The organism is Arthrobacter sp. 01N442, from assembly GCF_056399345.1.
Map to the genome: position 1 here is coordinate 428,139 of NZ_JBFTRD010000001.1, position 19,346 is coordinate 447,484.

Below are 19,346 nucleotides of genomic sequence, written 5' to 3' on the forward strand. Positions count from 1 at the left end.
GGTCTAAAGCTTGCGAAATGCCCGCGGTCTGCGCCGCGGTGCGCCGGGTCAGTCGGCGTGGCCGACGACGGCGTCCAGCGCCCGCCCGTCGAAGCACGTCCGGGTGCCCGTGTGGCAGGCGGCGCCGACCTGGTCTACCCGGACCAGCAGCGCGTCGCCGTCGCAGTCCAGCGCGAGGGACTTGACCCACTGGACGTGGCCGGAGGTGTCGCCCTTGCGCCAATACTCCTGCCGGGAGCGGGAGTAGAAGGTGACACGCCCGGTGGTCATCGTGCGGTGCAGCGCCTCGTCGTCCATCCAGCCGAGCATGAGCACCTCGTTGGTGTCGAACTGCTGGACGATCGCGGCCACCAGGCCGGCGCTGTCCCGCTTCAGGGACTCGGCGAGACCGGCGGGAAGCGGCCCGGCGGCGTGCGCCGAATCCGGCACGGAAGGACCCGCGGCAGCGGAACCCGGGAGGGAATTTTCCACGTTGTCTTGCGCGGTGTTCAGCGGGGCTGGGGCGGGGGCGGGCTGCTCAGACATCAGCTCAAGTCTAGTGCCTCCGGACCGGCCGCCGCCCGGCGCTGGCAGCACCACGCTTAACATGCCGGTCAAAAGCGCGCTGCGGCCGAAACCACGGCGCTTCCTGTGCCCAGAGGCGGGCCTCTCGTGCTAGTTTCACAAGTGATGCATTTCGTCGATCCGTCCCGAGAAGTTCTGGCCGAAACCCTGCTGGCGGCCGGTCCTGACTCCCCCACGCTCTGCAAGGGGTGGCAAACCCGCGATCTCGCGGCCCACCTGTACCTGCGGGAGCGCAAAGCCCGCGTTGGCCTGGGGCTGCTGATCAAGCGGCTGTCCAAGGCCTCGGACGAGGCAACAGCCGAGCTCGCCGCGAACGTCCGGACCCCGGAGGCTTACGCGAAGCTGGTCAACACCTTCCGCGCCGGGCCGCCCGCCCTCTCCCCCATGCGCATCAAGGCCCTGGACGAGAGCTCCAACCTGATCGAGTACTTCGTGCACACGGAGGACGTCCGCCGCGCGGTGGACCGCTGGGCGCCCCGGGCCCTGGACGAGGCGTACTCCGACGCGCTCTGGGACGAATTGATCAAACGCGCCGCCATCCTCTACCGCGGTGTGGACCTGGGCATCGTGCTGGTGCGACCGTCCGGACCGCGTCATGTTGCCAAACGCGCCCCCGTCTCGGTCGCGATCGTGGGCGAACCGGGCGAACTCCTGATGCACGCGCACGGCCGGACCCGGCACGCGCTGGTGACTTTCGAGGGCCAGCCGGACGCCGTCGCGCTGCTGCAGTCGGCCGAAGTCGGTCTCTAGACGCGGCTTAGACACGCAAAAGCGGGGCCACCCGGAAGGGTGGCCCCGCTTTTCTGTGCCAGCTTTTTTGATTGCCAGGGCTTTCGCGTACCGGCGGCCCGGCCCGGGCCTCCCGAAACGCAACAAGGTCAGCGGACTTCGAAGCCTGCCTCGCGGATAGCGGCTTTGACCTGGGCGATCATGTCGAGCGGGCCGAAGTGGAATACCGAGGCGGCCAGGACGGCGTCGGCGCCGGCAGCGACGGCCGGCGGGAAGTGCTCGGGCCTGCCCGCGCCGCCGGAGGCAATCAGCGGCACTTTCACGGCGGCCCGGGCAAGCCGGATGAGCTCCAGATCGAAGCCGTCCTTGGTGCCGTCGGCGTCGATGGAGTTGAGCAGGATTTCGCCGACGCCGCGGTCTGCGGCTTCCCGTGCCCAGGCGAGGGCGTCAATTCCGGTTCCCTGGCGGCCGCCGTGCGTGGTGACCTCGAAGCCCGAGGGGGTCGGCTGCGAGCCGGGACGGGTGCGCCGCGCGTCGAGGGAAAGCACCAGCACCTGCGAGCCAAAGTGCCGGGTGATCTCGTCGATCACCTCGGGCCGGGCCACGGCCGCGGTGTTGATGGCTGCCTTGTCGGCGCCGTAGCGCAGCAGTTTGTCCACTTCGGCGACGCCGCGGACGCCGCCGCCCACGGTCAGCGGGATGAAGACTTCCTCCGCGGTGCGCCGGACGACGTCGAACGTCGTTTCGCGGTTGCCTGAAGACGCGGTGACGTCCAGGAACGTCAGTTCGTCGGCGCCGCCATTGTCGTAGCGGTGCGCGAGTTCCACCGGGTCGCCGGCGTCGCGCAGGCCTTCGAAGTTGATCCCCTTGACCACACGGCCGGCGTCGACGTCCAGGCACGGGATGACACGGACGGCTACGGGCATGGTTGCTCCTGAACTTGGCTGACAGGTGACGGGCTAGCGGATGACGCCTTCACGGGCCGGCCGCGCTAGATCCGGCAGGCGTGGATGCTGCTGACCAGGATGGCGCGCGCGCCGAGGTCGTAGAGCTCATCCATGATCCGGTTGGTGTCCTTCTTCGGCACCATCGAGCGCACTGCCACCCACTCAGAATCCCGCAGCGGCGAGATGGTGGGCGATTCCAGCCCGGGGGTCAGGGCGGCGGCCTGCTCGACAAGCTCCGTGCGGATGTCGTAGTCCATCATCACGTACTGGCGGGCCACCAGCACACCCTGGAGGCGGCGGATCAGCACTTCGGTGGCCGGGTTCTGCTCGCCCTTGCGGCCGATCAGGACCGACTCGGAGTTCAGGATCGGCTCGCCGAAGATCTCCATGCCGGCGGCCTTGAGCGTGGTGCCGGTTTCGACGACGTCGGCAATTGCGTCCGCGACGCCAAGCCGGACGGAGGATTCGACGGCGCCGTCGAGCCGGACGACCTTGGCGTTGATGCCGCGCTGGGCGAGGTACCCGCGGAGCAGCCCGTCGTAGCTGGTGGCGAGGCGCTTGCCCTCAAGCTGTTCGATGGACGTGAAATCCCCCACCGGGCCGGCGAAGCGGAACGTCGAGGCGGCGAAGCCCAGCGGCAGCAACTCTTCGGCCTCAACCTCGGCGTCGAGCAGCAGGTCGCGGCCGGTAATGCCGACGTCCAGCGTGCCTTGTCCGACGTACACGGCAATGTCGCGCGGGCGGAGGAAGAAGAATTCAATGTCGTTGTCCGGGTCCACCATGACCAGTTCGCGGCTGTCGCGGCGCTGGCGGTAGCCGGCCTCGGCAAGCATGGCGGAGGCGGCTTCGGACAGGGAGCCCTTGTTCGGGACGGCAACTCTCAGCATGGGAAGTTCTTTCTGGTTAGGAAGTCATCGGTTCAGGCACAGCGGGCCACGGGATGCGCCGGTCGTGCGGACCCAAGTCCCCAAGGACGGCGCGACGTGGCTAGAGATGCTTGTAGACGTCTTCCAGGCTGAGTCCTTTGGCGAGCATCAGAACCTGCAGGTGATAGAGCAGCTGCGAAATTTCTTCCGCGGCGGCTTCATCCGATTCGTACTCGGCAGCCATCCAGACCTCGGCTGCTTCCTCCACGACTTTCTTGCCGATGCCGTGGATTCCGGACTCCAGTTCGGTGACGGTGCGGGAGCCCTCCGGGCGGGTGGCTGCCTTCTCACTCAGTTCTGCGAACAGCGACTCGAAATTCTTCACACCCTCCAGCCTACTTGTTCACGGCCGGAGCGTGCTTGCCGGGCCCCAGCATGACGGCCCGGATGTGAGCGAATACACAGCCTAGGAGTACTGCTTGAGCGTGACGGCGGTGGCCAGGGCGGCCGTGACAGCCTCGTGGCCCTTGTCCTCGCTGGAGCCCGGGAGGCCGGCGCGGTCGATGCCCTGCTGTTCGGTGTCGCAGGTGAGCACCCCGAAGCCCACCGGCACGCCGGTGCGGACGCTGACCTCGGTCAGGCCGAGGGTGGCGGCTTCGCAGACGTACTCGAAGTGCGGGGTGCCCCCGCGGATCACCACGCCGAGCGCGACGACGGCGTCGAAGTGCGGTGCCAGCCGGGCCGCGGCGACCGGCAGCTCAAAGGTTCCGGGCACGCGCAGGACGGTGGGTTCGGCGATGCCGGCGTCCTTGGCGGCGCGCAGCGCGCCGTCGAGCAGCCCGTCCATGATCTGGGTGTGCCAGCTGGCGGCCACGATGGCCAGTTTCAGCTTGGAGGTCTCGTCGGGCTGGAAGGTGGTCAGGTCAATCTGGGGTGCGCCGTGGCCGCTCATGAAAAAGTTCCTATGCTCTGGGGTGGTGTGCGGTGGTGGGGCTGTTAGCCCTGTTCGTGCTCGAAGCCGAGTTGTCCGGCGGCAGGCGCCGCGGGCTCCATGTCGAGGACCAGGCGGTGGTCCATCCGGTCCTTCTTGGTCTGCAGGTAGCGGAGGTTCTGTTCCCGGGACGGCACCTCGGTGGGAACCATCTCGACAACGCGGACGCCGGCCTGGGCCAGCCTGTCCTGCTTGTCCGGGTTGTTGCTCAGCAGGCGGATCTCGTGCAGGCCCATCTCGGCGAGGATCTGGGCTGCGGCCTTGTAGCACCGGGCGTCCACCGGCAGGCCGAGCTGCTCGTTGGCCTCGACGGTGTCAAAGCCGGCCTCCTGCAGGGCGTAAGCCTTGATCTTGTTCGCCAGGCCGATGCCGCGGCCTTCCTGGCCGCGCAGGTAGAGCAAGGTGCCGCCGAACTCGTGGATCATCTCTAGGGCGTACGCCAGCTGCTCGCCGCAGTCGCACCGGTAGGAGCCGAACACGTCGCCGGTGAGGCACTCCGAATGCAGCCGGACCAGGGGCGCCTGGCCGTCCGTGGTAGGCAGCGGGGAGCTCACCGCGAGGTGTTCCGCCCCAGTGGCCAGGTCGGTCCAGGCCTGCGCGACGAAGTCGCCATAGGCGGTGGGCAGCTGGACGATCGGTCCGCCGCTGACCGGATGCGGCTGCTGTTCCGGGGTGGCCGGCTGCGTTTCAGAAGTCGTCATTGTCTCTCCTCTATCCAGGTGTCAGGCGGATTCCGCTGCGTGGCTGCCGCTGAGGCCGGTGTTACCGGCTTCAAGGTAGGCCACCAGGTCGGCAATCGAGATCAGCGGGCAGCCATGTTCGATCGCGAAGCCGCGAAGTCCGTCCAGCCGCATCATTTCTCCGTCGTCGTGCACCAGTTCTGCAATTACGCCCACGGGTTCCAGGCCGGCCAGCCGGCACAGCTCGACAGCCGCTTCGGTGTGGCCGGGACGCTCCCGCACACCCCCCTTAACGGCACGGAGCGGGAAAACATGCCCGGGACGGGTCAAGGAATTCGGCTGGCTGCTCGGATCGGCCAGGATGCGGGCCGTCAGTGCCCGGTCGGTCGCCGAGATTCCGGTGCTCACGCCCGCCGCGGCGTCGCACGAAACCGTGTAGGCGGTGCCCTTGGCGTCCTCGTTGATTTCCACCATCGGCGGCAGCGCCAGCGTGTCAGCCCGTTCGCTGGTCAACGGCACGCAGATGACGCCCGAGCTGTAGCGGATGGTCCAGCCCATGAGGGTCGGGGTTGCATGCTGCGCGGCGAAAATAATGTCGCCTTCGTTCTCGCGGTCCTCGTTGTCCACCACCAGCACGGGCCGGCCGGCGGCCATGGCACGGATGGCGTCCTCGATCGGGTCCAACGCCGACGCTGCGTCCACGGCAAGGCCGCGGTGGTCCTGCAGCCGGCTCATGATGCGGCCGCCTGGCGGTGTGCAGCCTCCGGGCGGTGCATGGCGGGCGCGAAGGCGAGCAGCCGCTCGGTGTACTTGGCCAGCACGTCCACTTCAAGGTTGACGCGGGCGCCGATGGATTTGGCGCCCAGGCCGGTTTCAGCCAGGGTCGTCGGGATCAGGCCGACTTCGAACCACGGTGCCGGCTCATCCGCCGGGCTCACGGCCGTGACGGTCAGCGAGACGCCGTCGACGGCGATCGAGCCCTTTTCCGCGATGTAGCGGGCCAGCGCGGACGGGACGCCGAAGCGCAGCCGGTCCCAGTTGCCGAGCGCCTCGCGTTCCAGCAGCTCGCCGACGCCGTCGACGTGCCCCTGCACGACGTGGCCGTCAAGCCGTCCGCCGGCCGGGACGCAGCGCTCGAGGTTGACCGGATCGCCCGCGGCCAGGGCCCCGATGGTGCTGCGGACCAGGGTCTCGCCCATGACGTCGACGCTGAAGTCGGTGCCGTCGATGTCCGTGGCGGTCAGGCAGACGCCGTTGACGGCGATCGAGCCGCCGTGGGCCAGCCCTTCGGTGCTGGCCGGGGCGTGCAGTCGCAGAGTCGCGCTGGTGTCGCCGTCGCGCTCGACGGACAGCACCTTCCCCTGTTCGGCGATAATTCCGGTAAACATCAGTAGCCTCCTGCGGCGGTGTCCGCGTCGCTGCGCGGGGTGGAATCGGATGAAGAGTCGGTGGCGGGGCACAAGTGCAGCCGCAGGTCGCGGCCAAGCGTCCTGACGGCGCCGCCGGATGCGTGGTCCCAGTCCCAGTGCTGGGCGTCGGCGAGGGTGCCGATGCCGAGGTCTTCCAGGGCGGGGGTGCCGGAGCCGAGCAGCGTCGGGGCGAGGTAAACGATCAGTTCGTCGACCAGGCCGGCGGCGAGGAAGGCGCTCAGAATCCGTGAGCCGCCTTCAACCATGAGGTGCCGGACGCCGGCGTCGAACAATTGGTCCAGGGCCTCGCGGGGATCCCGGGTCGGAAGGTGCAGCACCTTGCCGTCCCCACCGTTGACGGCTGCGCCGTCGGGAATCCCGCGCAGTCCCATCACGGCCCGGAGCGGCTGTTTGTCTGCGTGTGACCCGTCGGGGGTGCGGGCGGTCAGCCGCGGGTTGTCCACCAGGACCGTCTGGGTCCCGACCAGGATTGCGTCGATCCGGCCGCGCAGTGCGTGGTTGTCGGCGAGCGACTCCGGGCTGGAGATCCACTGGCTGGTGCCGTCGCTGGCCGCGATCCGGCTGTCCAGGGTCTGGGCGATGTGCAAGGTGACGAACGGGCGTTTGGCGGCGACGGCGTCGAACCAGCGCCGGTTCAGGTCCAAGGAAGCCACGGCCCCGAGGCCGGACCGGACCCGGACGCCGGCGGCGCGCAGGGTCGCTGCTCCCCCGGCGGCCGGATCATGCGGGTCGTCGACCGCGTAGACGACGTCGGCGACGCCGGCGTCGATGATCGCCTGGGCGCAGGGGCCGGTGCGCCCGCAGTGGTTGCACGGTTCGAGCGTGACCACCATGGTGGTGCCGGTCAGGTCCAGCCCTGCCGCCGTGGCCTGCGAGATGGCGTCGGCCTCGGCATGCGGGGTGCCGGCGCCGCGGTGGTAGCCGGTTACGAGGGGCGTGCCGTCGGTTCCGATGACGACGGCGCCCACCAGCGGGTTCGCGCCGCGCGGACCTTGGGCCGCCGCGGCGAGGGCGGCGTCCATGGCGGCCGTTTCCGCAGCGCTGAAGCCGGCGGCTTCAGCGACATCGGCGCTGCCCGTTTCCGGGAAATCCTGCGGCCCGGCGGCCGCCTGCTGGAAGCTCATCTGCCGTCCGTTCGGTCCCGTAGGACCGCGGAGTCGGCGAAGAGCCATCGCAAGGGGTTCATGTCTGTCGTTCCTTCCCTCAAGAACCGCGATGGCTCCGGGGGTATACGACAGCGCAATGCCGCGGCGCCGGGAGGGCGCCGCAGTAACAGCTGTACGTGCTTCTCTCATCCAGACTTTAACTGTCGGTACCGGAGTTCCACCGGTTCAACCGTCCGCCGCCACCTTCCCGGGGGAAGAATGCCGGCTCGCGGGTCGCGGACTATAACCGCCGGTTCGGACTTACACCGACCCCGGAGCACGTATGTGTGTTGCTATTCTGACACAACCCGCGGTTGGACCCGGCTATTCCCGCGGAACGGACGGTACAACTTTCGTCATGTTCGGGTCAGCGGCTGCCGGCTTCCCGCAGCCGGGCGATTGCGTCCGCCGGGTCATCGGCGCCGTACACCGCGGACCCCGCAACGAAGACGTCGGCACCGGCCTCGGCGGCTCGCCAGATGGTCTTCTCGGTGATGCCACCGTCCACCTGGAGCTTGATGTCAAGGCCGGAAGCATCGATCGCCGCCCGGGCCCGGCGGATCTTGGGCAGCGTGAGATCCAGGAATTCCTGGCCGCCAAAGCCGGGCTCCACCGTCATGATGAGGATCATGTCCAGCTCGCCCAGCATGTCCAGGAACGGCTCCACCCCGCTGCCCGGCCGCAACGCCAGGCCTGCTTTGGCCCCGCGGGCCCGCAGTTCACGGGCCAACTTCACGGGCGCGATCGATGCCTCGGCGTGGAACGTCACCGAAGCCAACCCGGCGTCGGCGTAGGCCGGCGCCCAGCGGTCGGCGTGCTCGATCATGAGGTGCGCGTCCAGCGGGATGGGGCTCACTTCCTGGAGCCGCTCAACCACGGGAAGGCCCAGCGAGAGGTTGGGCACGAAGTGGTTGTCCATCACGTCCACATGCACGGCGTCCGCGGTCCTGATCTTGTGGAGCTCGGACTGGAGGTTCGCGAAGTCCGCCGACAGGATACTGGGGTGAATGCAGCAATGGGCCATGGATTTCCTTGTCGTTGCGCTGGTCGGAAGGTCGGGTAGCTGGTGCCAGTATGGCCCGGGGCTCAGGCTTTTTTGTGGATGAGCGCCAGGAACATGGCGTCGGTACGGTGACGGTGCGGCCAGAGCTGGGCAGTGAGCTCGTGGCCGGCCTCGAGGTGGCCGGTGAGGCTCACCGCGTCCAGCGCGGCCCCGGCGTCGAGCAGCTCGAGGTCGTCGCGCTTGCGCAGCGCATCACTGACGACGGCGGTAGTTTCGGCCGGGTGCGGGGAGCAGGTCACGTAGGCCACGAGGCCGCCGGGCTTGACGGCGTCCAGCGCGGACTTGAGCAGTTCGCGCTGCAGCGGGCCCAGGTCCACGAGGTCCTTGGGGGTGCGCCGCCACCGGGATTCCGGACGGCGGCGCAGCGCACCCAGCCCGGTACAGGGCACGTCCACGAGTACCCGGTCGAAGCTTTCGGCCATCTCGGACCCCACCTCACGGCCGTCGCCGGTGCGCACATGCCAGACCTCGTGCGGGACGGCGGCCAGGGCCTGCCGGACGAGCTTCGCGCGGTGCGGCGCCGGCTCATTCGCGAGCAGGGTGGCGCCGTGCTGGCGGGCGAGGGCGCCGAGCAGGGCGGCCTTGCCTCCGGGGCCGGCGCAGAGGTCAAGCCAGCGTTCGCCGCCGGCCTGTCCGTTGGCGGCTTCGGCGGTTTCAGCGGCGCCCGTTTCGGTGGTTTCGGTGCCGGTTTCGGTGCCGGCCAAGTCCACCGACGCCAGGGCACGGGCCACCAGCTGGGAGCCGACGTCCTGGACCCGGGTGCTGCCGTCCCGCACCGAGGCGAGCCGGCCCAGGTCGCCGCCGCTGGAGAGCGCCGAACCTTCCACCAGCTCGCCCGGGGTGGCACCACTTTCCAGCGCCTCGTCCAGGCTGCCAAGGCCGGGCAGTGCCACGAGGTTCACCACGGGCGCGGCGTTGTCTGCTTCCAGCAGGTCGTTGATTTCCGTGACCGGGCGTCCGTGCGCCACGAGCGACTGCCGGAACGCCCGCACGATCCACTCCGGGTGGGCATAGCGGACGGAGGCCACCTTGGTCTCGTCCTGCTCGTCGCGGAGCAGCAGCTCCAGCCACTCGTCGAGTGTGTGCGCGGAGACCTTGCGGAGCACGGCGTTGACCAGGCCGGACGGGCCGGCGCCGATCACGGCGCGGGCCAGGCCCACGGTCGAGTCGAGGGCGGCGTGGGCCGGGACGCGCATGGCAAGGAGTTGGTGCGCGCCGATCCGCAGCGCATCGAGGATGGCGGGGTCCAGCTGGTCCAGCGGACGGTCAACGCAGCGGGCCAGGATCGCATCGTAGGTGCCCTGGCCGCGGAGCGCGCCGTAGCTGAGCTCTGTGGCGAAGCCGGCGTCGCGCTTGTCCAGGCCGTGGTGCCGGATCCGGGCCGGCAGCACGAGGTTCGCATAGGCGTCCTCGGCGGCCACCGCACGCAGCACCTCGAAGGCGACCAGCCGCGCCGGGTCGGCGCGCCGGGTGCGCTGGGAGGGAGCGTTCTCGGTGAAGCTGCGCTGCGTACCGCGGTTGCGTTCGCGTCCTTGCGCGTCCCGCCGTACGCCTCCCCGGGGGCCCTGGCCGCCGCGTCCGCCGGCCGACCGTCCGTTGCCTGACTGTCCGCCGCCTGGCTGTCCGCCGGATCGGGGGCCCCGGGCCCGGCCACTGCCGTTGGATCCGGATTCGCTCATTCGAAGACCACGCTTTCCAGTGTTGCCTGTCCGCGCGCCCAATCGGCGGCGGTCATCATTTTCTTGCCTGCGGGCTGGACCCGGGTGAGCTCCACGGGGTGCGAGCCGGTCCCGACCAGGACGGCTTTCCCGTCCAGCGCCAGGTGCCCCGGGCGCAGCGCCGCGGCCCCGGGCCGGAGCAACACCGGTTCAAGCTTGACGCGCTGGGCGTCCAGCGTCGTCCAGGCCCCCGGTTCCGGCGTCACTCCGCGGGCGCGCCGTCCGATCGCGAGGGCCGGCTGCTGCCAGTCGAGCCGGCCGTCGTCGAGCGTGAGCTTCGGGGCCAGGCTGACGTCGCCCTGTTGCGGCACGGCGGCGGCCTTGCCGGCGTCGACGGCGGAGAGGGTCTGGGTCAGCAGCACTGCGCCGCTGTGCGAGAGGCGTTCCAGCAGCTCTCCCGCCGTGTCCGCGGGCCCCACCGCTTCGGTCAGGGTGCCGAACACCGGTCCGGTGTCCAGGCCCTCTTCGAGCCGGAAGGTGACGGCGCCGGTGATGTCGTCCCCGGCAATGAGCGCCCGCTGCACGGGCGCCGCCCCGCGCCAGGCCGGCAGGAGCGAAAAGTGCAGGTTTATCCAGCCGTGCCGGGGAATGTCCAGCGCGGCCCGGGGAATTAGTCCGCCGTAGGCCACGATCGCGGCGACGTCGGGCGCGGCGGCGGCAATCCTCGCCGTTACCGCAGCGTCCACCCGGGACGCGTGGATTACCTCAATGCCGAGCTCCGCGGCACGGGCCGCGACCGGCGAGGGAGTCAGCACGCGCTTGCGCCCCAGCGGCGCGTCCGGTCTGGTCAGCACGGCGACGACGTCGAAGCCGGCTGCGACGAGGGCGTCCAGCGAGGGGACGGCGACGGCCGGCGTGCCCGCGAAGAGGACCCTCACTGGCCGGGTCCGAAGGCGGAACCCGCGCCAAAGCTCGAGCCGACAGTCTTGGCCCGCTTCGACGTCGTCTGCTCCGTGATGGAGTCGTAGTTCGCGTTGCGGATGGCGCGCAAGGCCGCCTTGCGGTCCTCGCCCTCGAGCCGGTCGGTGAAGAGAACGCCGTCGAGGTGGTCGGTCTCGTGCTGGAAGACCCGGGCGAGCATGCCTTCGCCTTCCAGCACCACCGGGTTGCCGTGAACGTCGACGCCGGTGACGCGCGTGGCACGGTGCCGGCGGACCGGGAAGCCGAGTCCTGGAATGGAGAGGCAGCCCTCCACCTCGTCCGGCTGGAAGTCGTCGCTGTTCTCCAGCACCGGGTTAATGACGTGGCCCTCGACTCCACGGATACGGTAGGTGAAGACCCGCTGGCTGATGCCTACCTGCGGTGCGGCCAGTCCGGCGCCTTCCACGTCCTCCATGGTTTCGGTCATGTCGGCAACTAGCTTTTCCAGCTCAGGCCCGAACTCCGTCACCGGGTCGGCAACTGTGCGCAGCACCGGGTCGCCAATGATGCGGATATTCAAAATGGCCATGGGCAATCTGTCCTCACGGTGGGCTGCTTTGGGATCCTGTCCAGTTTAGTGGCAGCCACGGGTTTCCGGGTCAGCGGGCCACCGGCGGTGCAATTGGCAGCAGGGCTGCTCCGGCGGCAGAGGTGTCGGCCGACATCTCCCAGACGCGGCGCAGCGCGCAGAACTTCCACCAGTGGTGCTTGAGAACCTCGGGGTTCGCCCGTTGCGGCCGCACCTCGGTTTCGCCTATGGCCACCGCAAGGAGGATCGGGGAATCTCCGTGCTGCCACGCTTCCCACTCCCCTGCCACCGGATCAACAAGGCTTTCCTCCGCCTTCATACCGGCCACCAGCTGCATGACGACCTTGTCATCAAGCGGCTTGACCGTGCCGTCGCGGCTGGTTCCCTTTGTCTTGTAGTCGATCAGGCAGGTGCGGCCGTTGATTTTGGCCACCAGGTCCAGGGTGCCGGCATAGCCAACGGTCTTGTTCCAGACGGTGATTTCCGGGGCGATCGGCTCAACCTGGAAGAGCTCCCACCACTCGTCGAAGCGGGCGGCGAAGGCTTCTTCGCCGTTGGCCGCGAGGGCCTCACGGGTTTCCTTCATCTGGTGCGGACGGCCGAGCGCCCGCAGGGCCACCTGTTCGCAGTAGTTGTGCACGCGGTCGCCACGCTTGGCCGCGTCGTCCCGGTGCATTTCGGCCGCCTTGGCCGCCCGGCTTACCGCCTGCCGCACCTTGGCCGGGCTGCCCAGAATCGCCGGAAGCGAGGGATCCGCGGCGAGGCTGCTTGCGCCCATGTAACCGAACCAGCCGTCCAAGCCATGGGGCTGCTGGCCGATCACGGTGGTGATGGACGGCACAGAGAACTGAGCGGACGTGGAACGGGCGTACATTCGGCCGTATTCGGTGGCGTGGGCGAGAAGCGGGGCGGTCATAGAAAGACTCTTTCACAGGGGTCGGACGCTGTAGGAAAACAAAATGGCCCGCCCCGCTCTGTGAGCGGAACGGACCATTTTCCAGGTGGGCGATACTGGGTTCGAACCAGTGACCTCTTCGGTGTGAACGAAGCGCGCTACCACTGCGCCAATCGCCCCGGTGCCATTGAATGCTAGCCCACCCTCGCGGAATAGAGAAATCGGCGCGTTTGACGTCGGCTCTGCCTTGTCTGGGACCTGCCTCGCTGGGCCCGTTGGACGAAGATGGCCGGTTCAGGGGGCCACGTAGCGGCCATCTTGGGCGAACGGATGCAGCCTGCGGCGCGGGGGGCAGGTCGCAGCCGGGCTGGCCCACTGCCGGCCGACTTCATGCCCATCTGACGAAGATGGCCGCTTCAGGGTTCCTTTAGCGGCCATCTTTGGCGAATCGGCCCGACGACGGCGCGGAGAGCAGGTCCGAACCGGCCCACGCTCCACCGTTGGACGAAGATGGCCGCTTTCCGAGCCACTTAGCGGCCACTATTGGCGAACGAATGCAGCGACGGAGCCAGCTCGGTGCCGGGCTGGCCCACTGCCGGACGACATCATGCCCATCTGACGAATATGGCCGCTTCAGGGTTCCTTTAGCGGCCATCATTGGCGAATCGGTGGGGCGCGGCGCGGCGGCCAGGTCGGAGCCAGCCCACGTTCGCGAATCTGACGAAAATGGCCGTATTCCGGGCAACTTAGCGGCCATCTTTGGCGAATCGGCCCAACGACGCCGCGGAGGGCAGGTCGCAGCCGGGCCAAGCTGCGCCGCTGGACGAAGATGGCCGCTTTCCGAGACATTCAGCGGCCAATCTTGGTGAAGCGACGGCGCCGGGGACGCGTCGGCGCCGACCCGGACCCCGCCCATTTGACGAAGATGGCCGCAATCCGAGGCAACATAGCGGCCACCATTGGTGAATCGTGAGGTCATCTCCGCTAGGGGTCCATAGAACTGCGCCCGGCACTACCGCCCGGGACCGCACCAGGCAATTGCCACTCCACACTGTCGGCCCCGGGCCCGCGCGCCACCAAGTCAGGCTCTAATTACACCCCTGTAATTAGAAAAATCCCCTAGATTGCAGGGAAGGGAGGGTATGAGATGCCACGGGGCGGCGTGCGATTTGTAGATTCCCTGAACCTCCTATAGAGTTCTTACTCGTTGGAACGCGAGGAAATGCCGAATACGGCACGGAATCGCAGGCAACAATGCGGACGTAGCTCAGCTGGTAGAGCACCACCTTGCCAAGGTGGATGTCGCGAGTTCGAATCTCGTCGTCCGCTCGCAGGACACTGTCACGGAGATGGTTCTTAGGAATCGTGTCTACACGGTGGGTTGGCCGAGAGGCGAGGCAGCGGCCTGCAAAGCCGTATACACGGGTTCGAATCCCGTACCCACCTCGGTGAAAACCCTGGTTTCCGGTTCCGGCCGGATACGAAAGGGGCGATTGGCGCAGCGGTAGCGCGCTTCCCTGACACGGAAGAGGTCACTGGTTCGATCCCAGTATCGCCCACCAAAGCAAGGCAACTTGCTTGATCCAGTACCACCGGCCCAGCCGGAACGGACTAAAAATGCGGACGTAGCTCAGCTGGTAGAGCACCACCTTGCCAAGGTGGATGTCGCGAGTTCGAATCTCGTCGTCCGCTCTGTTGTTTCATTAGATTCACACAACTCCACTCCGGATCCTTCCGGTTGCGGGCGATTGGCGCAGCGGTAGCGCGCTTCCCTGACACGGAAGAGGTCACTGGTTCGATCCCAGTATCGCCCACCATCAAAGCAGCTCCCCTGGAGCTGCTTTTTTCGTACCCGCTCCCCTGCCTCGGCACAGAGTCTTTCTCCTCTGGGCGTACACCCTTGGCACGCCCACGGGCGCCGGTTAGGATCGGAAGCGCTAGGAGCGATCTGGCTCCGCGACTGAAGGGAGGTGCCCGTGGGTTTAATTGACGATCTTAAGGGCAAGGCTCAGCATCTGATTGGTGGCAACGAGCAGGCCATCAAGGACGGCATCGAAAAGGCGGGTGATTTCGTCGATTCGAAGACCGGCGGAAAGTACGCCGACAAGGTCGATACCGTCCAGCGTGGCGCCTCCGATTACGTCGACAATGCGAACGGCCGGCCGGCAACGGCCCCCGCCGCAGAGCCGCACGTCGCGGAAGTGCCCCCAGTCGCCGGGGAACCCCGGCAGCAGGGCCTCTGACCCAGGTACGTCAGCGAGGTGCCGGTCCCGCCGAGAGGCGGCGCCGGCACCTTCGTCGTTTAAGGACCCACGCGGCGCCAGCCCATCGCGCCCGGGACGCTAGGAGGGCTCGTGGTTCTGGCCCTCACGGGCCAGGGCGGTGAGGCGGGACACAGCACGGAAGTACTTCTTCATGTACCCGCCGGTCATCATTTCCTCGGTGAAGAGCTGGTCGAACGGCACGCCGCTGGCCAGGATCGGCACGTCCTTGTCGTACAGCCGGTCCGCGAGGACAACGAAGCGCAACGCCACGGCCTGCTCGGTGATGGTTTCGACGTTGCGCCACACCACGCCGTCGATCCCGTCGATCAACTGCCGGTAGCGGCTCGGGTGCACGCCGGCCAGGTGGTTGATCAGGGTGCTGAACTCATCCTTGGCCACCGTCTGGCCGTCGAATTCCGCCTGCATGTGGTGGGTGAGCTCGTCGTTGCGCAGCGGCGCGGGCGCCTTCGGCAGGCCGCGGTGGCGGTAATCCTCGCCGTCGATCCGGACGACGTCGAACTGGTCCGCGAGAACCTGGATCTCGCGGGCGAAGTCGACTGCGGCGAAGCGGCCGTCGCCGAGGGAACCGGGCAGCGTGTTGGACGTCGCTGCGAGCTTGACGCCGGCGTCGGCGAGTTCGCGCATCAATCGGGACATCAGGACCGTGTCGCCCGGGTCGTCGAGTTCGAACTCGTCGATGCAGACCAGCTTGTAGTGGCTGAGCGCCTCCACCGTCTTACGGAAGGACAGTGCCCCCACCAGGTTCGTGTATTCGACGAAGGTGCCGAACGCCTTAGGCCCCGGGGCCGCGTGCCACAGCGAGGCGAGCAGGTGGGTCTTGCCGACGCCGAAGCCGCCGTCGAGGTAGATGCCCGCCCTCGAGGTGTCCTTCTTGCCGAAGAGCCGCTTGAACAGTCCGTCGCCGTCCCGGGAGCCGACGCCGGCGGCAAAGTTTTGCAGGGCGTGGACCGCGTGTGCCTGGCTGGGCTGGGCCGGGTCCGGCCGGTAGCTGGCGAAGGACACCTCACCGAAGCGCGGAGAGGGATAAAACCCGTTGAGGAGTTCATCCACGGAAACCGCGGGGGTTCTGGCGGCAAGCTGTTCGATCTGTACCAAGGTGGTCCGTTCTGCTGGTCTCGTGTCCCCAGAAAGAATACCGGCAAAGGCCTCTTTCCCTTCCGGGCGCCGGAACGGAGGTGATCAAGGCCATATTTCCGAGTATGTTGCCGGAGGAGCAATCCCGCCGGTGCGTGGCTAGGGTGGTAGCAGGCCCGGCGCCGCGCACCAGCCCTGTTCCGGCCTCCCTAACGCCCAGTGAAAGGCCAGCTCCATGCCCTACCCCGTTGAGCAGAACGACAAATTCGCCGCCTACGCACACCCCGAACGCCTGGTTTCCACCGAGTGGCTCGCGGCGGCTATTGACGCGGGTGCGCTCGACGGCGGCAAGCTGGTGGTCGTCGAGTCGGACGAGGACGTGCTGCTGTACGAAACCGGCCACATCCCGGGCGCTGTCAAGATCGACTGGCACACCGACCTGAATGACGAAGTCACCCGGGATTACGTGGACGGTGCAGCTTTTGCCGCCCTGGCTGCCGCAAAGGGGATCTCCCGGGACAGCACCGTGGTGATCTACGGCGACAAGTCCAACTGGTGGGCCGCCTACGCGCTCTGGGTCTTCACCCTCTTCGGCCATGAGGACGTTCGGCTGCTCGACGGCGGCCGCGACAAGTGGATCGCCGAGGGCCGCCCGATGACCACGGACCGGACGGTGCCCGCAGCCGGCGACTACCCCGTGGTCGAGCGCAACGACGCGCCGATCCGTGCCTTCAAGGATGACGTCCTGGCGCACTTCGGCAAGCCGCTGATCGACGTCCGCTCGGCCGAGGAGTACACCGGCCAGCGCACGCACATGCCGGCCTACCCGGAAGAGGGCGCCCTGCGCGGGGGCCACATCCCCACCGCGGCATCCATCCCTTGGGCCCGCGCCGCGGCGGAGGACGGCACCTACCGCAGCCGCCCCGAGCTGGAGGCGCTCTACCTGGACGAAGCCGGGCTTAAGGAAGGCGACGACGTCGTGGCCTACTGCCGGATCGGCGAACGGTCCAGCCACACCTGGTTCGCGCTCAAGTACCTGCTGGGCTTCGACAACGTCCGCAACTACGACGGGTCCTGGACCGAATGGGGCAACGCCGTGCGAGTCCCCATCGTCAAGGGCGCGGACCGCGGCACCGTCCCGGCCGGGTCCTAGCCGCCAGTCGGCGGTCCGACCGGGACACAATCGCCGCCCGTGCGTAAGCTGGGAGTGATGAATACTTCTGCCCTCCCGGCCGCACTCGCGGAAATTGTTGACGACTTCCAAGCCCTCGAAGAAGCCGAGCGGCTCCAGCTGCTGCTTGAGTTTTCGCGCGAACTGCCAGATCCCCCGGCGCGCCTGCAGGACCACCCGGAGCTGATGGAACAGGTGGTGGAATGCCAGTCGCCGCTGTTCCTGACAATTGAGACGGAAGCCGGCGACGGGTCCGCCGGCGCGCCCGAGCACGTGCGTTTGTTCTTCAAGGCCCCGCCGGAAGCGCCCACGACGCGCGGCTTCGCCGGCGTGCTGCACGAGGGCCTCGACGGGCTCAGCCCGGCCGAGATCCTGGCCGTACCGGACGACATGCCCGAACTCCTGGGCCTTACCCGGGCCATCACTCCCCTGCGGATGCGCGGGATGACGGCGATGCTCGGCCGGATCAAGCGTAAAGTCGCGGACCTGCCGCAGCAGGGCTGAGCCTGTCCCATGGCCCGCAAACAGGCATCCCAGGGAACCCCTGCCACCGCGGCCCTCGCGGCGGCCGGGGTTTCCTTCGTTGCGCACCCCTACAGCCATGACCCCGCCGCTGCCAGCTACGGTCTTGAAGCCGCGGAGGTGCTCGGCGTGGACCCCGCCCGGGTGTTCAAGACCCTGATGGTCGACGTCGACGGGCGCCTCGCCGTAGGCGTCGTGCCGGTCAGCGGAAACCTGGACCTCAAAGCGATGGCCGCCGCGCTGGGCGGCAAGAAGGCGGCCATGGCGGACCCCGCGACGGCGGAGCGGCGCACCGGCTATGTGCTGGGCGGCATCTCACCGCTGGGTCAGCGCCAGGCCTCCCCCACCGTGGTGGACGAGAGTGCGTTGGGTCTGGAGACAATCCTGGTGTCCGGCGGCCGCCGTGGCCTGGATCTGGAGCTCAGCCCGGCGGACTTGGTCCGGTTGACCGCTGCGACCACCGCCCGGATCGGCACCTCCACCCGCTAGGTCCGTGCTCGCCCGTTCGCGTTCTGGCGGCGGCGTTAGATCGCGGGTGTCGGCCGGGGCGCGAGCTGCTGGCGGAGCCACGCCGTGACCAAGGACTCCCAGCGTTCCGGATCGACGTTCCATTCCTTGGTGTGCCGGGCCGTGTTGAAGGCTTCGAAGGTCACCATGTCCGGGTTCTTCTCGGCCAGGACCGCCGAGGGGCCGTAAGGAACGTACTCGTCGTCAACCGAGTGCAGGACCAGCGTGGGCGTCCGGAGCTCCACCGCACGGGACACCCAGTCCATTGCCTTGAGGTCCACCGGCGCGGCCAGCCCGGTCAGCCGGCGGCCCAGCGGGTGGCTCATCATCAGCTGCCCATAGCGCCCGACGACGGACGGGATCCGGTTCAGCTCGGCATGGTGGGCCAGCACGTCCACCCAGTTGATGACCGGCGCATCCAGCACCATGGCCCGGATCAGATGGTGGTAGCGGGACAAGTCGGCGGTCTGCAGGCAGATGGCGCCGCCCATCGACCAGCCGAAGAGCACCACCTCATGCGCGCCGTGCTCCAGCGCGTAGCCAATCGCGGCCTCGACGTCGCGCCACTCGGTGGAGCCCAGGCCGTAGCGGCCGTCCGCGGCCGAAGGTGCCAGTCCGTCGTTGCGGTAGGAGATCAGCAGGCTGGACAGACCCAGCTCCCGGGCCACCCGGATGGCCCGCAGGCCCTCCAGCCTCGAGGCGCCACGCCCGTGCACCATGATCGCCCAGGTGTCCGACGACGGCGCCCCGGCGCCGGGGGCGGCCGGGACCAGCCACGCCGGAGCCGTCCCGCCGTCGACCTCGATCTGTACTTCTTCAAACGGCAACCCGACGGCTGCGGGATCCGGATGGACGGCGCCGCTCCAATAGCCGCGACGCGCCGTCGTCAGGTCGCCGCTGTAGACCGCCTCGACTTCGCGCAGCACCGTCTGCTCCGCCGGCGAATAGGACAGGATCCGGCCCAGGCGGGCGTGGCCGCGGCCGCCGTCGAAGAAGAAACCGTAGACGCCTTCCACGGTGGAATCGGGGGTTGCCTTGAGGATGACCTGCAGTCCACGGCCGTCGCGGATCACGGCCAGCACTTCCTGGTCCTCTTCGCGGACCAGGACCGGCGTGATGACGCGCCGGGCGAAGTACAGTGCCAGCGCCGAGGAACCGGCAGCGAGCAGCCCAGCCGCGGCGCTTCCGCCGATGATGCCTCCCACCGCCCACTTCGCGTTCCCGGCGGCTCCGGCTTCCAGCATTCCGGCGTCCAGCGCTCCCGTTCCACGCCTCCCCACAGACTGGACGCGGGGGCCCGATCGGGCCA

The 19,346-nt window shown here is 68.4% G+C and carries 21 protein-coding genes, 6 tRNA genes and 1 riboswitch; of the genes, 10 read left to right on the forward strand and 17 right to left on the reverse strand.

Annotation, left to right across the window (positions count from 1 at the left end):
* Positions 1-48 precede the first annotated feature (48 nt).
* On the reverse strand, positions 49-525 hold the full coding sequence (hisI, locus tag AC1DNC_RS01915; protein ID WP_476860870.1) for a phosphoribosyl-AMP cyclohydrolase: 477 nt from the start codon (positions 523-525) through the stop codon (positions 49-51).
* 144 nt (positions 526-669) lie between these two features.
* Here hisI and AC1DNC_RS01920 point away from each other — a divergent pair, with 144 nt between their 5' ends.
* Positions 670-1,314, forward strand: coding sequence for a TIGR03085 family metal-binding protein (locus AC1DNC_RS01920; protein WP_476860871.1), 645 nt, complete (start codon positions 670-672; stop codon positions 1,312-1,314).
* 128 nt (positions 1,315-1,442) lie between these two features.
* Here AC1DNC_RS01920 and hisF read toward each other — a convergent pair whose 3' ends face one another.
* The 14 genes from hisF to AC1DNC_RS01990 all read right to left on the reverse strand — a co-directional run bounded on the left by hisF (position 1,443) and on the right by AC1DNC_RS01990 (position 12,657).
* A complete protein-coding gene (gene hisF / locus AC1DNC_RS01925) occupies positions 1,443-2,219 on the reverse strand; it encodes an imidazole glycerol phosphate synthase subunit HisF (protein WP_476860872.1) in 777 nt (258 codons plus the stop codon).
* Positions 2,220-2,284: 65 nt separating this feature from the next.
* On the reverse strand, positions 2,285-3,127 hold the full coding sequence (hisG, locus tag AC1DNC_RS01930; RefSeq protein ID WP_476860873.1) for an ATP phosphoribosyltransferase: 843 nt from the start codon (positions 3,125-3,127) through the stop codon (positions 2,285-2,287).
* Between the two features lie 100 nt (positions 3,128-3,227).
* Positions 3,228-3,491, reverse strand: a complete 264-nt coding sequence (locus tag AC1DNC_RS01935; RefSeq protein ID WP_476860874.1) for a phosphoribosyl-ATP diphosphatase — start codon at positions 3,489-3,491, stop codon at positions 3,228-3,230.
* A gap of 81 nt (positions 3,492-3,572) precedes the next feature.
* Positions 3,573-4,058, reverse strand: a complete 486-nt coding sequence (gene ribH / locus AC1DNC_RS01940) for a 6,7-dimethyl-8-ribityllumazine synthase (RefSeq protein WP_476860875.1) — start codon at positions 4,056-4,058, stop codon at positions 3,573-3,575.
* A gap of 44 nt (positions 4,059-4,102) precedes the next feature.
* Positions 4,103-4,798: a GTP cyclohydrolase II gene (gene ribA, locus AC1DNC_RS01945; RefSeq protein WP_476860876.1), complete on the reverse strand. Its 696-nt coding sequence runs from the start codon at positions 4,796-4,798 to the stop codon at positions 4,103-4,105.
* A gap of 21 nt (positions 4,799-4,819) precedes the next feature.
* Complete coding sequence (gene ribB, locus AC1DNC_RS01950; protein WP_476860877.1) at positions 4,820-5,512, reverse strand: 3,4-dihydroxy-2-butanone-4-phosphate synthase; 693 nt, start codon at positions 5,510-5,512, stop codon at positions 4,820-4,822.
* The gene (locus AC1DNC_RS01955) at positions 5,509-6,165 is read right to left on the reverse strand and encodes a riboflavin synthase (protein ID WP_476860878.1); all 657 of its coding nucleotides are present in this window, start codon (positions 6,163-6,165) and stop codon (positions 5,509-5,511) included. The genes ribB and AC1DNC_RS01955 overlap by 4 nt, the downstream gene beginning before the upstream one ends.
* A complete protein-coding gene (gene ribD, locus AC1DNC_RS01960) occupies positions 6,165-7,229 on the reverse strand; it encodes a bifunctional diaminohydroxyphosphoribosylaminopyrimidine deaminase/5-amino-6-(5-phosphoribosylamino)uracil reductase RibD (RefSeq protein WP_476860966.1) in 1,065 nt (354 codons plus the stop codon). The genes AC1DNC_RS01955 and ribD overlap by 1 nt, the downstream gene beginning before the upstream one ends.
* Before the next feature lie 256 nt (positions 7,230-7,485).
* Positions 7,486-7,637, reverse strand: a riboswitch (FMN riboswitch).
* 82 nt (positions 7,638-7,719) lie between these two features.
* Complete coding sequence (gene rpe / locus AC1DNC_RS01965) at positions 7,720-8,376, reverse strand: ribulose-phosphate 3-epimerase (protein WP_476860879.1); 657 nt, start codon at positions 8,374-8,376, stop codon at positions 7,720-7,722.
* A 62-nt stretch (positions 8,377-8,438) separates the two neighbouring features.
* Positions 8,439-10,094, reverse strand: a complete 1,656-nt coding sequence (locus tag AC1DNC_RS01970) for an RsmB/NOP family class I SAM-dependent RNA methyltransferase (RefSeq protein ID WP_476860880.1) — start codon at positions 10,092-10,094, stop codon at positions 8,439-8,441.
* Entirely contained in the window at positions 10,091-11,011 is a 921-nt protein-coding gene (gene fmt / locus AC1DNC_RS01975; protein ID WP_476860881.1) for a methionyl-tRNA formyltransferase, read from the reverse strand. Before fmt ends, AC1DNC_RS01970 begins: the two co-directional genes overlap by 4 nt.
* Positions 11,008-11,583 (reverse strand): peptide deformylase, encoded by a 576-nt coding sequence (gene def, locus AC1DNC_RS01980; protein ID WP_476860882.1) that lies wholly within the window; start codon positions 11,581-11,583, stop codon positions 11,008-11,010. The genes fmt and def overlap by 4 nt, the downstream gene beginning before the upstream one ends.
* Positions 11,584-11,653: 70 nt before the next feature.
* Positions 11,654-12,499: a cytochrome gene (locus tag AC1DNC_RS01985; RefSeq protein WP_476860883.1), complete on the reverse strand. Its 846-nt coding sequence runs from the start codon at positions 12,497-12,499 to the stop codon at positions 11,654-11,656.
* A gap of 86 nt (positions 12,500-12,585) precedes the next feature.
* Positions 12,586-12,657: transfer RNA gene (locus tag AC1DNC_RS01990), tRNA-Val, on the reverse strand.
* Positions 12,658-13,734: 1,077 nt separating this feature from the next.
* On the opposite strand from AC1DNC_RS01990, the gene AC1DNC_RS01995 reads away from it, so the two are divergent.
* The 6 genes from AC1DNC_RS01995 (at position 13,735) to AC1DNC_RS02020 (ending at position 14,721) form a co-directional block, all read left to right on the forward strand.
* Positions 13,735-13,807: transfer RNA gene (locus AC1DNC_RS01995), tRNA-Gly, on the forward strand.
* Positions 13,808-13,853: 46 nt separating this feature from the next.
* Positions 13,854-13,924 (forward strand) — tRNA-Cys (locus AC1DNC_RS02000).
* A gap of 41 nt (positions 13,925-13,965) precedes the next feature.
* Positions 13,966-14,040, forward strand: a tRNA-Val gene (locus tag AC1DNC_RS02005).
* A 57-nt stretch (positions 14,041-14,097) separates the two neighbouring features.
* A tRNA-Gly gene (locus AC1DNC_RS02010) sits at positions 14,098-14,170 on the forward strand.
* 50 nt (positions 14,171-14,220) lie between these two features.
* Positions 14,221-14,295: transfer RNA gene (locus tag AC1DNC_RS02015), tRNA-Val, on the forward strand.
* Between the two features lie 159 nt (positions 14,296-14,454).
* Positions 14,455-14,721, forward strand: coding sequence for an antitoxin (locus AC1DNC_RS02020; RefSeq protein ID WP_476860884.1), 267 nt, complete (start codon positions 14,455-14,457; stop codon positions 14,719-14,721).
* Positions 14,722-14,820: 99 nt separating this feature from the next.
* Here AC1DNC_RS02020 and zapE read toward each other — a convergent pair whose 3' ends face one another.
* Positions 14,821-15,858: a cell division protein ZapE gene (gene zapE / locus AC1DNC_RS02025; protein WP_476860885.1), complete on the reverse strand. Its 1,038-nt coding sequence runs from the start codon at positions 15,856-15,858 to the stop codon at positions 14,821-14,823.
* A 214-nt stretch (positions 15,859-16,072) separates the two neighbouring features.
* Here zapE and AC1DNC_RS02030 point away from each other — a divergent pair, with 214 nt between their 5' ends.
* From AC1DNC_RS02030 to ybaK, 3 genes are read left to right on the forward strand one after another with little or no spacing between them, the layout of a single operon-like run.
* Entirely contained in the window at positions 16,073-16,990 is a 918-nt protein-coding gene (locus tag AC1DNC_RS02030; RefSeq protein ID WP_476860886.1) for a sulfurtransferase, read from the forward strand.
* A gap of 57 nt (positions 16,991-17,047) precedes the next feature.
* On the forward strand, positions 17,048-17,512 hold the full coding sequence (locus tag AC1DNC_RS02035; RefSeq protein ID WP_476860887.1) for a SufE family protein: 465 nt from the start codon (positions 17,048-17,050) through the stop codon (positions 17,510-17,512).
* A 9-nt stretch (positions 17,513-17,521) separates the two neighbouring features.
* Positions 17,522-18,019 carry a Cys-tRNA(Pro) deacylase gene (ybaK, locus tag AC1DNC_RS02040; RefSeq protein ID WP_476860888.1) on the forward strand — a complete coding sequence of 166 codons (498 nt, stop codon included), beginning with the start codon at positions 17,522-17,524 and terminating at the stop codon, positions 18,017-18,019.
* Positions 18,020-18,054: 35 nt separating this feature from the next.
* Here ybaK and AC1DNC_RS02045 read toward each other — a convergent pair whose 3' ends face one another.
* A complete protein-coding gene (locus tag AC1DNC_RS02045; protein WP_476860967.1) occupies positions 18,055-19,281 on the reverse strand; it encodes an alpha/beta hydrolase family protein in 1,227 nt (408 codons plus the stop codon).
* Between the last annotated feature and the right edge of the window lie 65 nt (positions 19,282-19,346).

Bases quoted from the DNA above. Each gene is read 5' to 3' on its own strand.
- ribA (WP_476860876.1), bottom strand. From the start codon at position 4,798: ATGACGACTTCTGAAACGCAGCCGGCCACCCCGGAACAGCAGCCGCAT.
- hisG (WP_476860873.1), bottom strand. From the start codon at position 3,127: ATGCTGAGAGTTGCCGTCCCGAACAAGGGCTCCCTGTCCGAAGCCGCC.
- hisF (WP_476860872.1), bottom strand. From the start codon at position 2,219: ATGCCCGTAGCCGTCCGTGTCATCCCGTGCCTGGACGTCGACGCCGGC.
- AC1DNC_RS01920 (WP_476860871.1), top strand. From the start codon at position 670: ATGCATTTCGTCGATCCGTCCCGAGAAGTTCTGGCCGAAACCCTGCTG.
- def (WP_476860882.1), bottom strand. From the start codon at position 11,583: ATGGCCATTTTGAATATCCGCATCATTGGCGACCCGGTGCTGCGCACA.
- hisI (WP_476860870.1), bottom strand. From the start codon at position 525: ATGTCTGAGCAGCCCGCCCCCGCCCCAGCCCCGCTGAACACCGCGCAA.
- AC1DNC_RS02030 (WP_476860886.1), top strand. From the start codon at position 16,073: ATGCCCTACCCCGTTGAGCAGAACGACAAATTCGCCGCCTACGCACAC.
- rpe (WP_476860879.1), bottom strand. From the start codon at position 8,376: ATGGCCCATTGCTGCATTCACCCCAGTATCCTGTCGGCGGACTTCGCG.
- AC1DNC_RS01970 (WP_476860880.1), bottom strand. From the start codon at position 10,094: ATGAGCGAATCCGGATCCAACGGCAGTGGCCGGGCCCGGGGCCCCCGA.
- AC1DNC_RS01985 (WP_476860883.1), bottom strand. From the start codon at position 12,499: ATGACCGCCCCGCTTCTCGCCCACGCCACCGAATACGGCCGAATGTAC.
- AC1DNC_RS02035 (WP_476860887.1), top strand. From the start codon at position 17,048: ATGAATACTTCTGCCCTCCCGGCCGCACTCGCGGAAATTGTTGACGAC.
- ribB (WP_476860877.1), bottom strand. From the start codon at position 5,512: ATGAGCCGGCTGCAGGACCACCGCGGCCTTGCCGTGGACGCAGCGTCG.
- ribD (WP_476860966.1), bottom strand. From the start codon at position 7,229: ATGGACGCCGCCCTCGCCGCGGCGGCCCAAGGTCCGCGCGGCGCGAAC.
- AC1DNC_RS01955 (WP_476860878.1), bottom strand. From the start codon at position 6,165: ATGTTTACCGGAATTATCGCCGAACAGGGGAAGGTGCTGTCCGTCGAG.
- ribH (WP_476860875.1), bottom strand. From the start codon at position 4,058: ATGAGCGGCCACGGCGCACCCCAGATTGACCTGACCACCTTCCAGCCC.
- ybaK (WP_476860888.1), top strand. From the start codon at position 17,522: ATGGCCCGCAAACAGGCATCCCAGGGAACCCCTGCCACCGCGGCCCTC.
- AC1DNC_RS02045 (WP_476860967.1), bottom strand. From the start codon at position 19,281: ATGCTGGAAGCCGGAGCCGCCGGGAACGCGAAGTGGGCGGTGGGAGGC.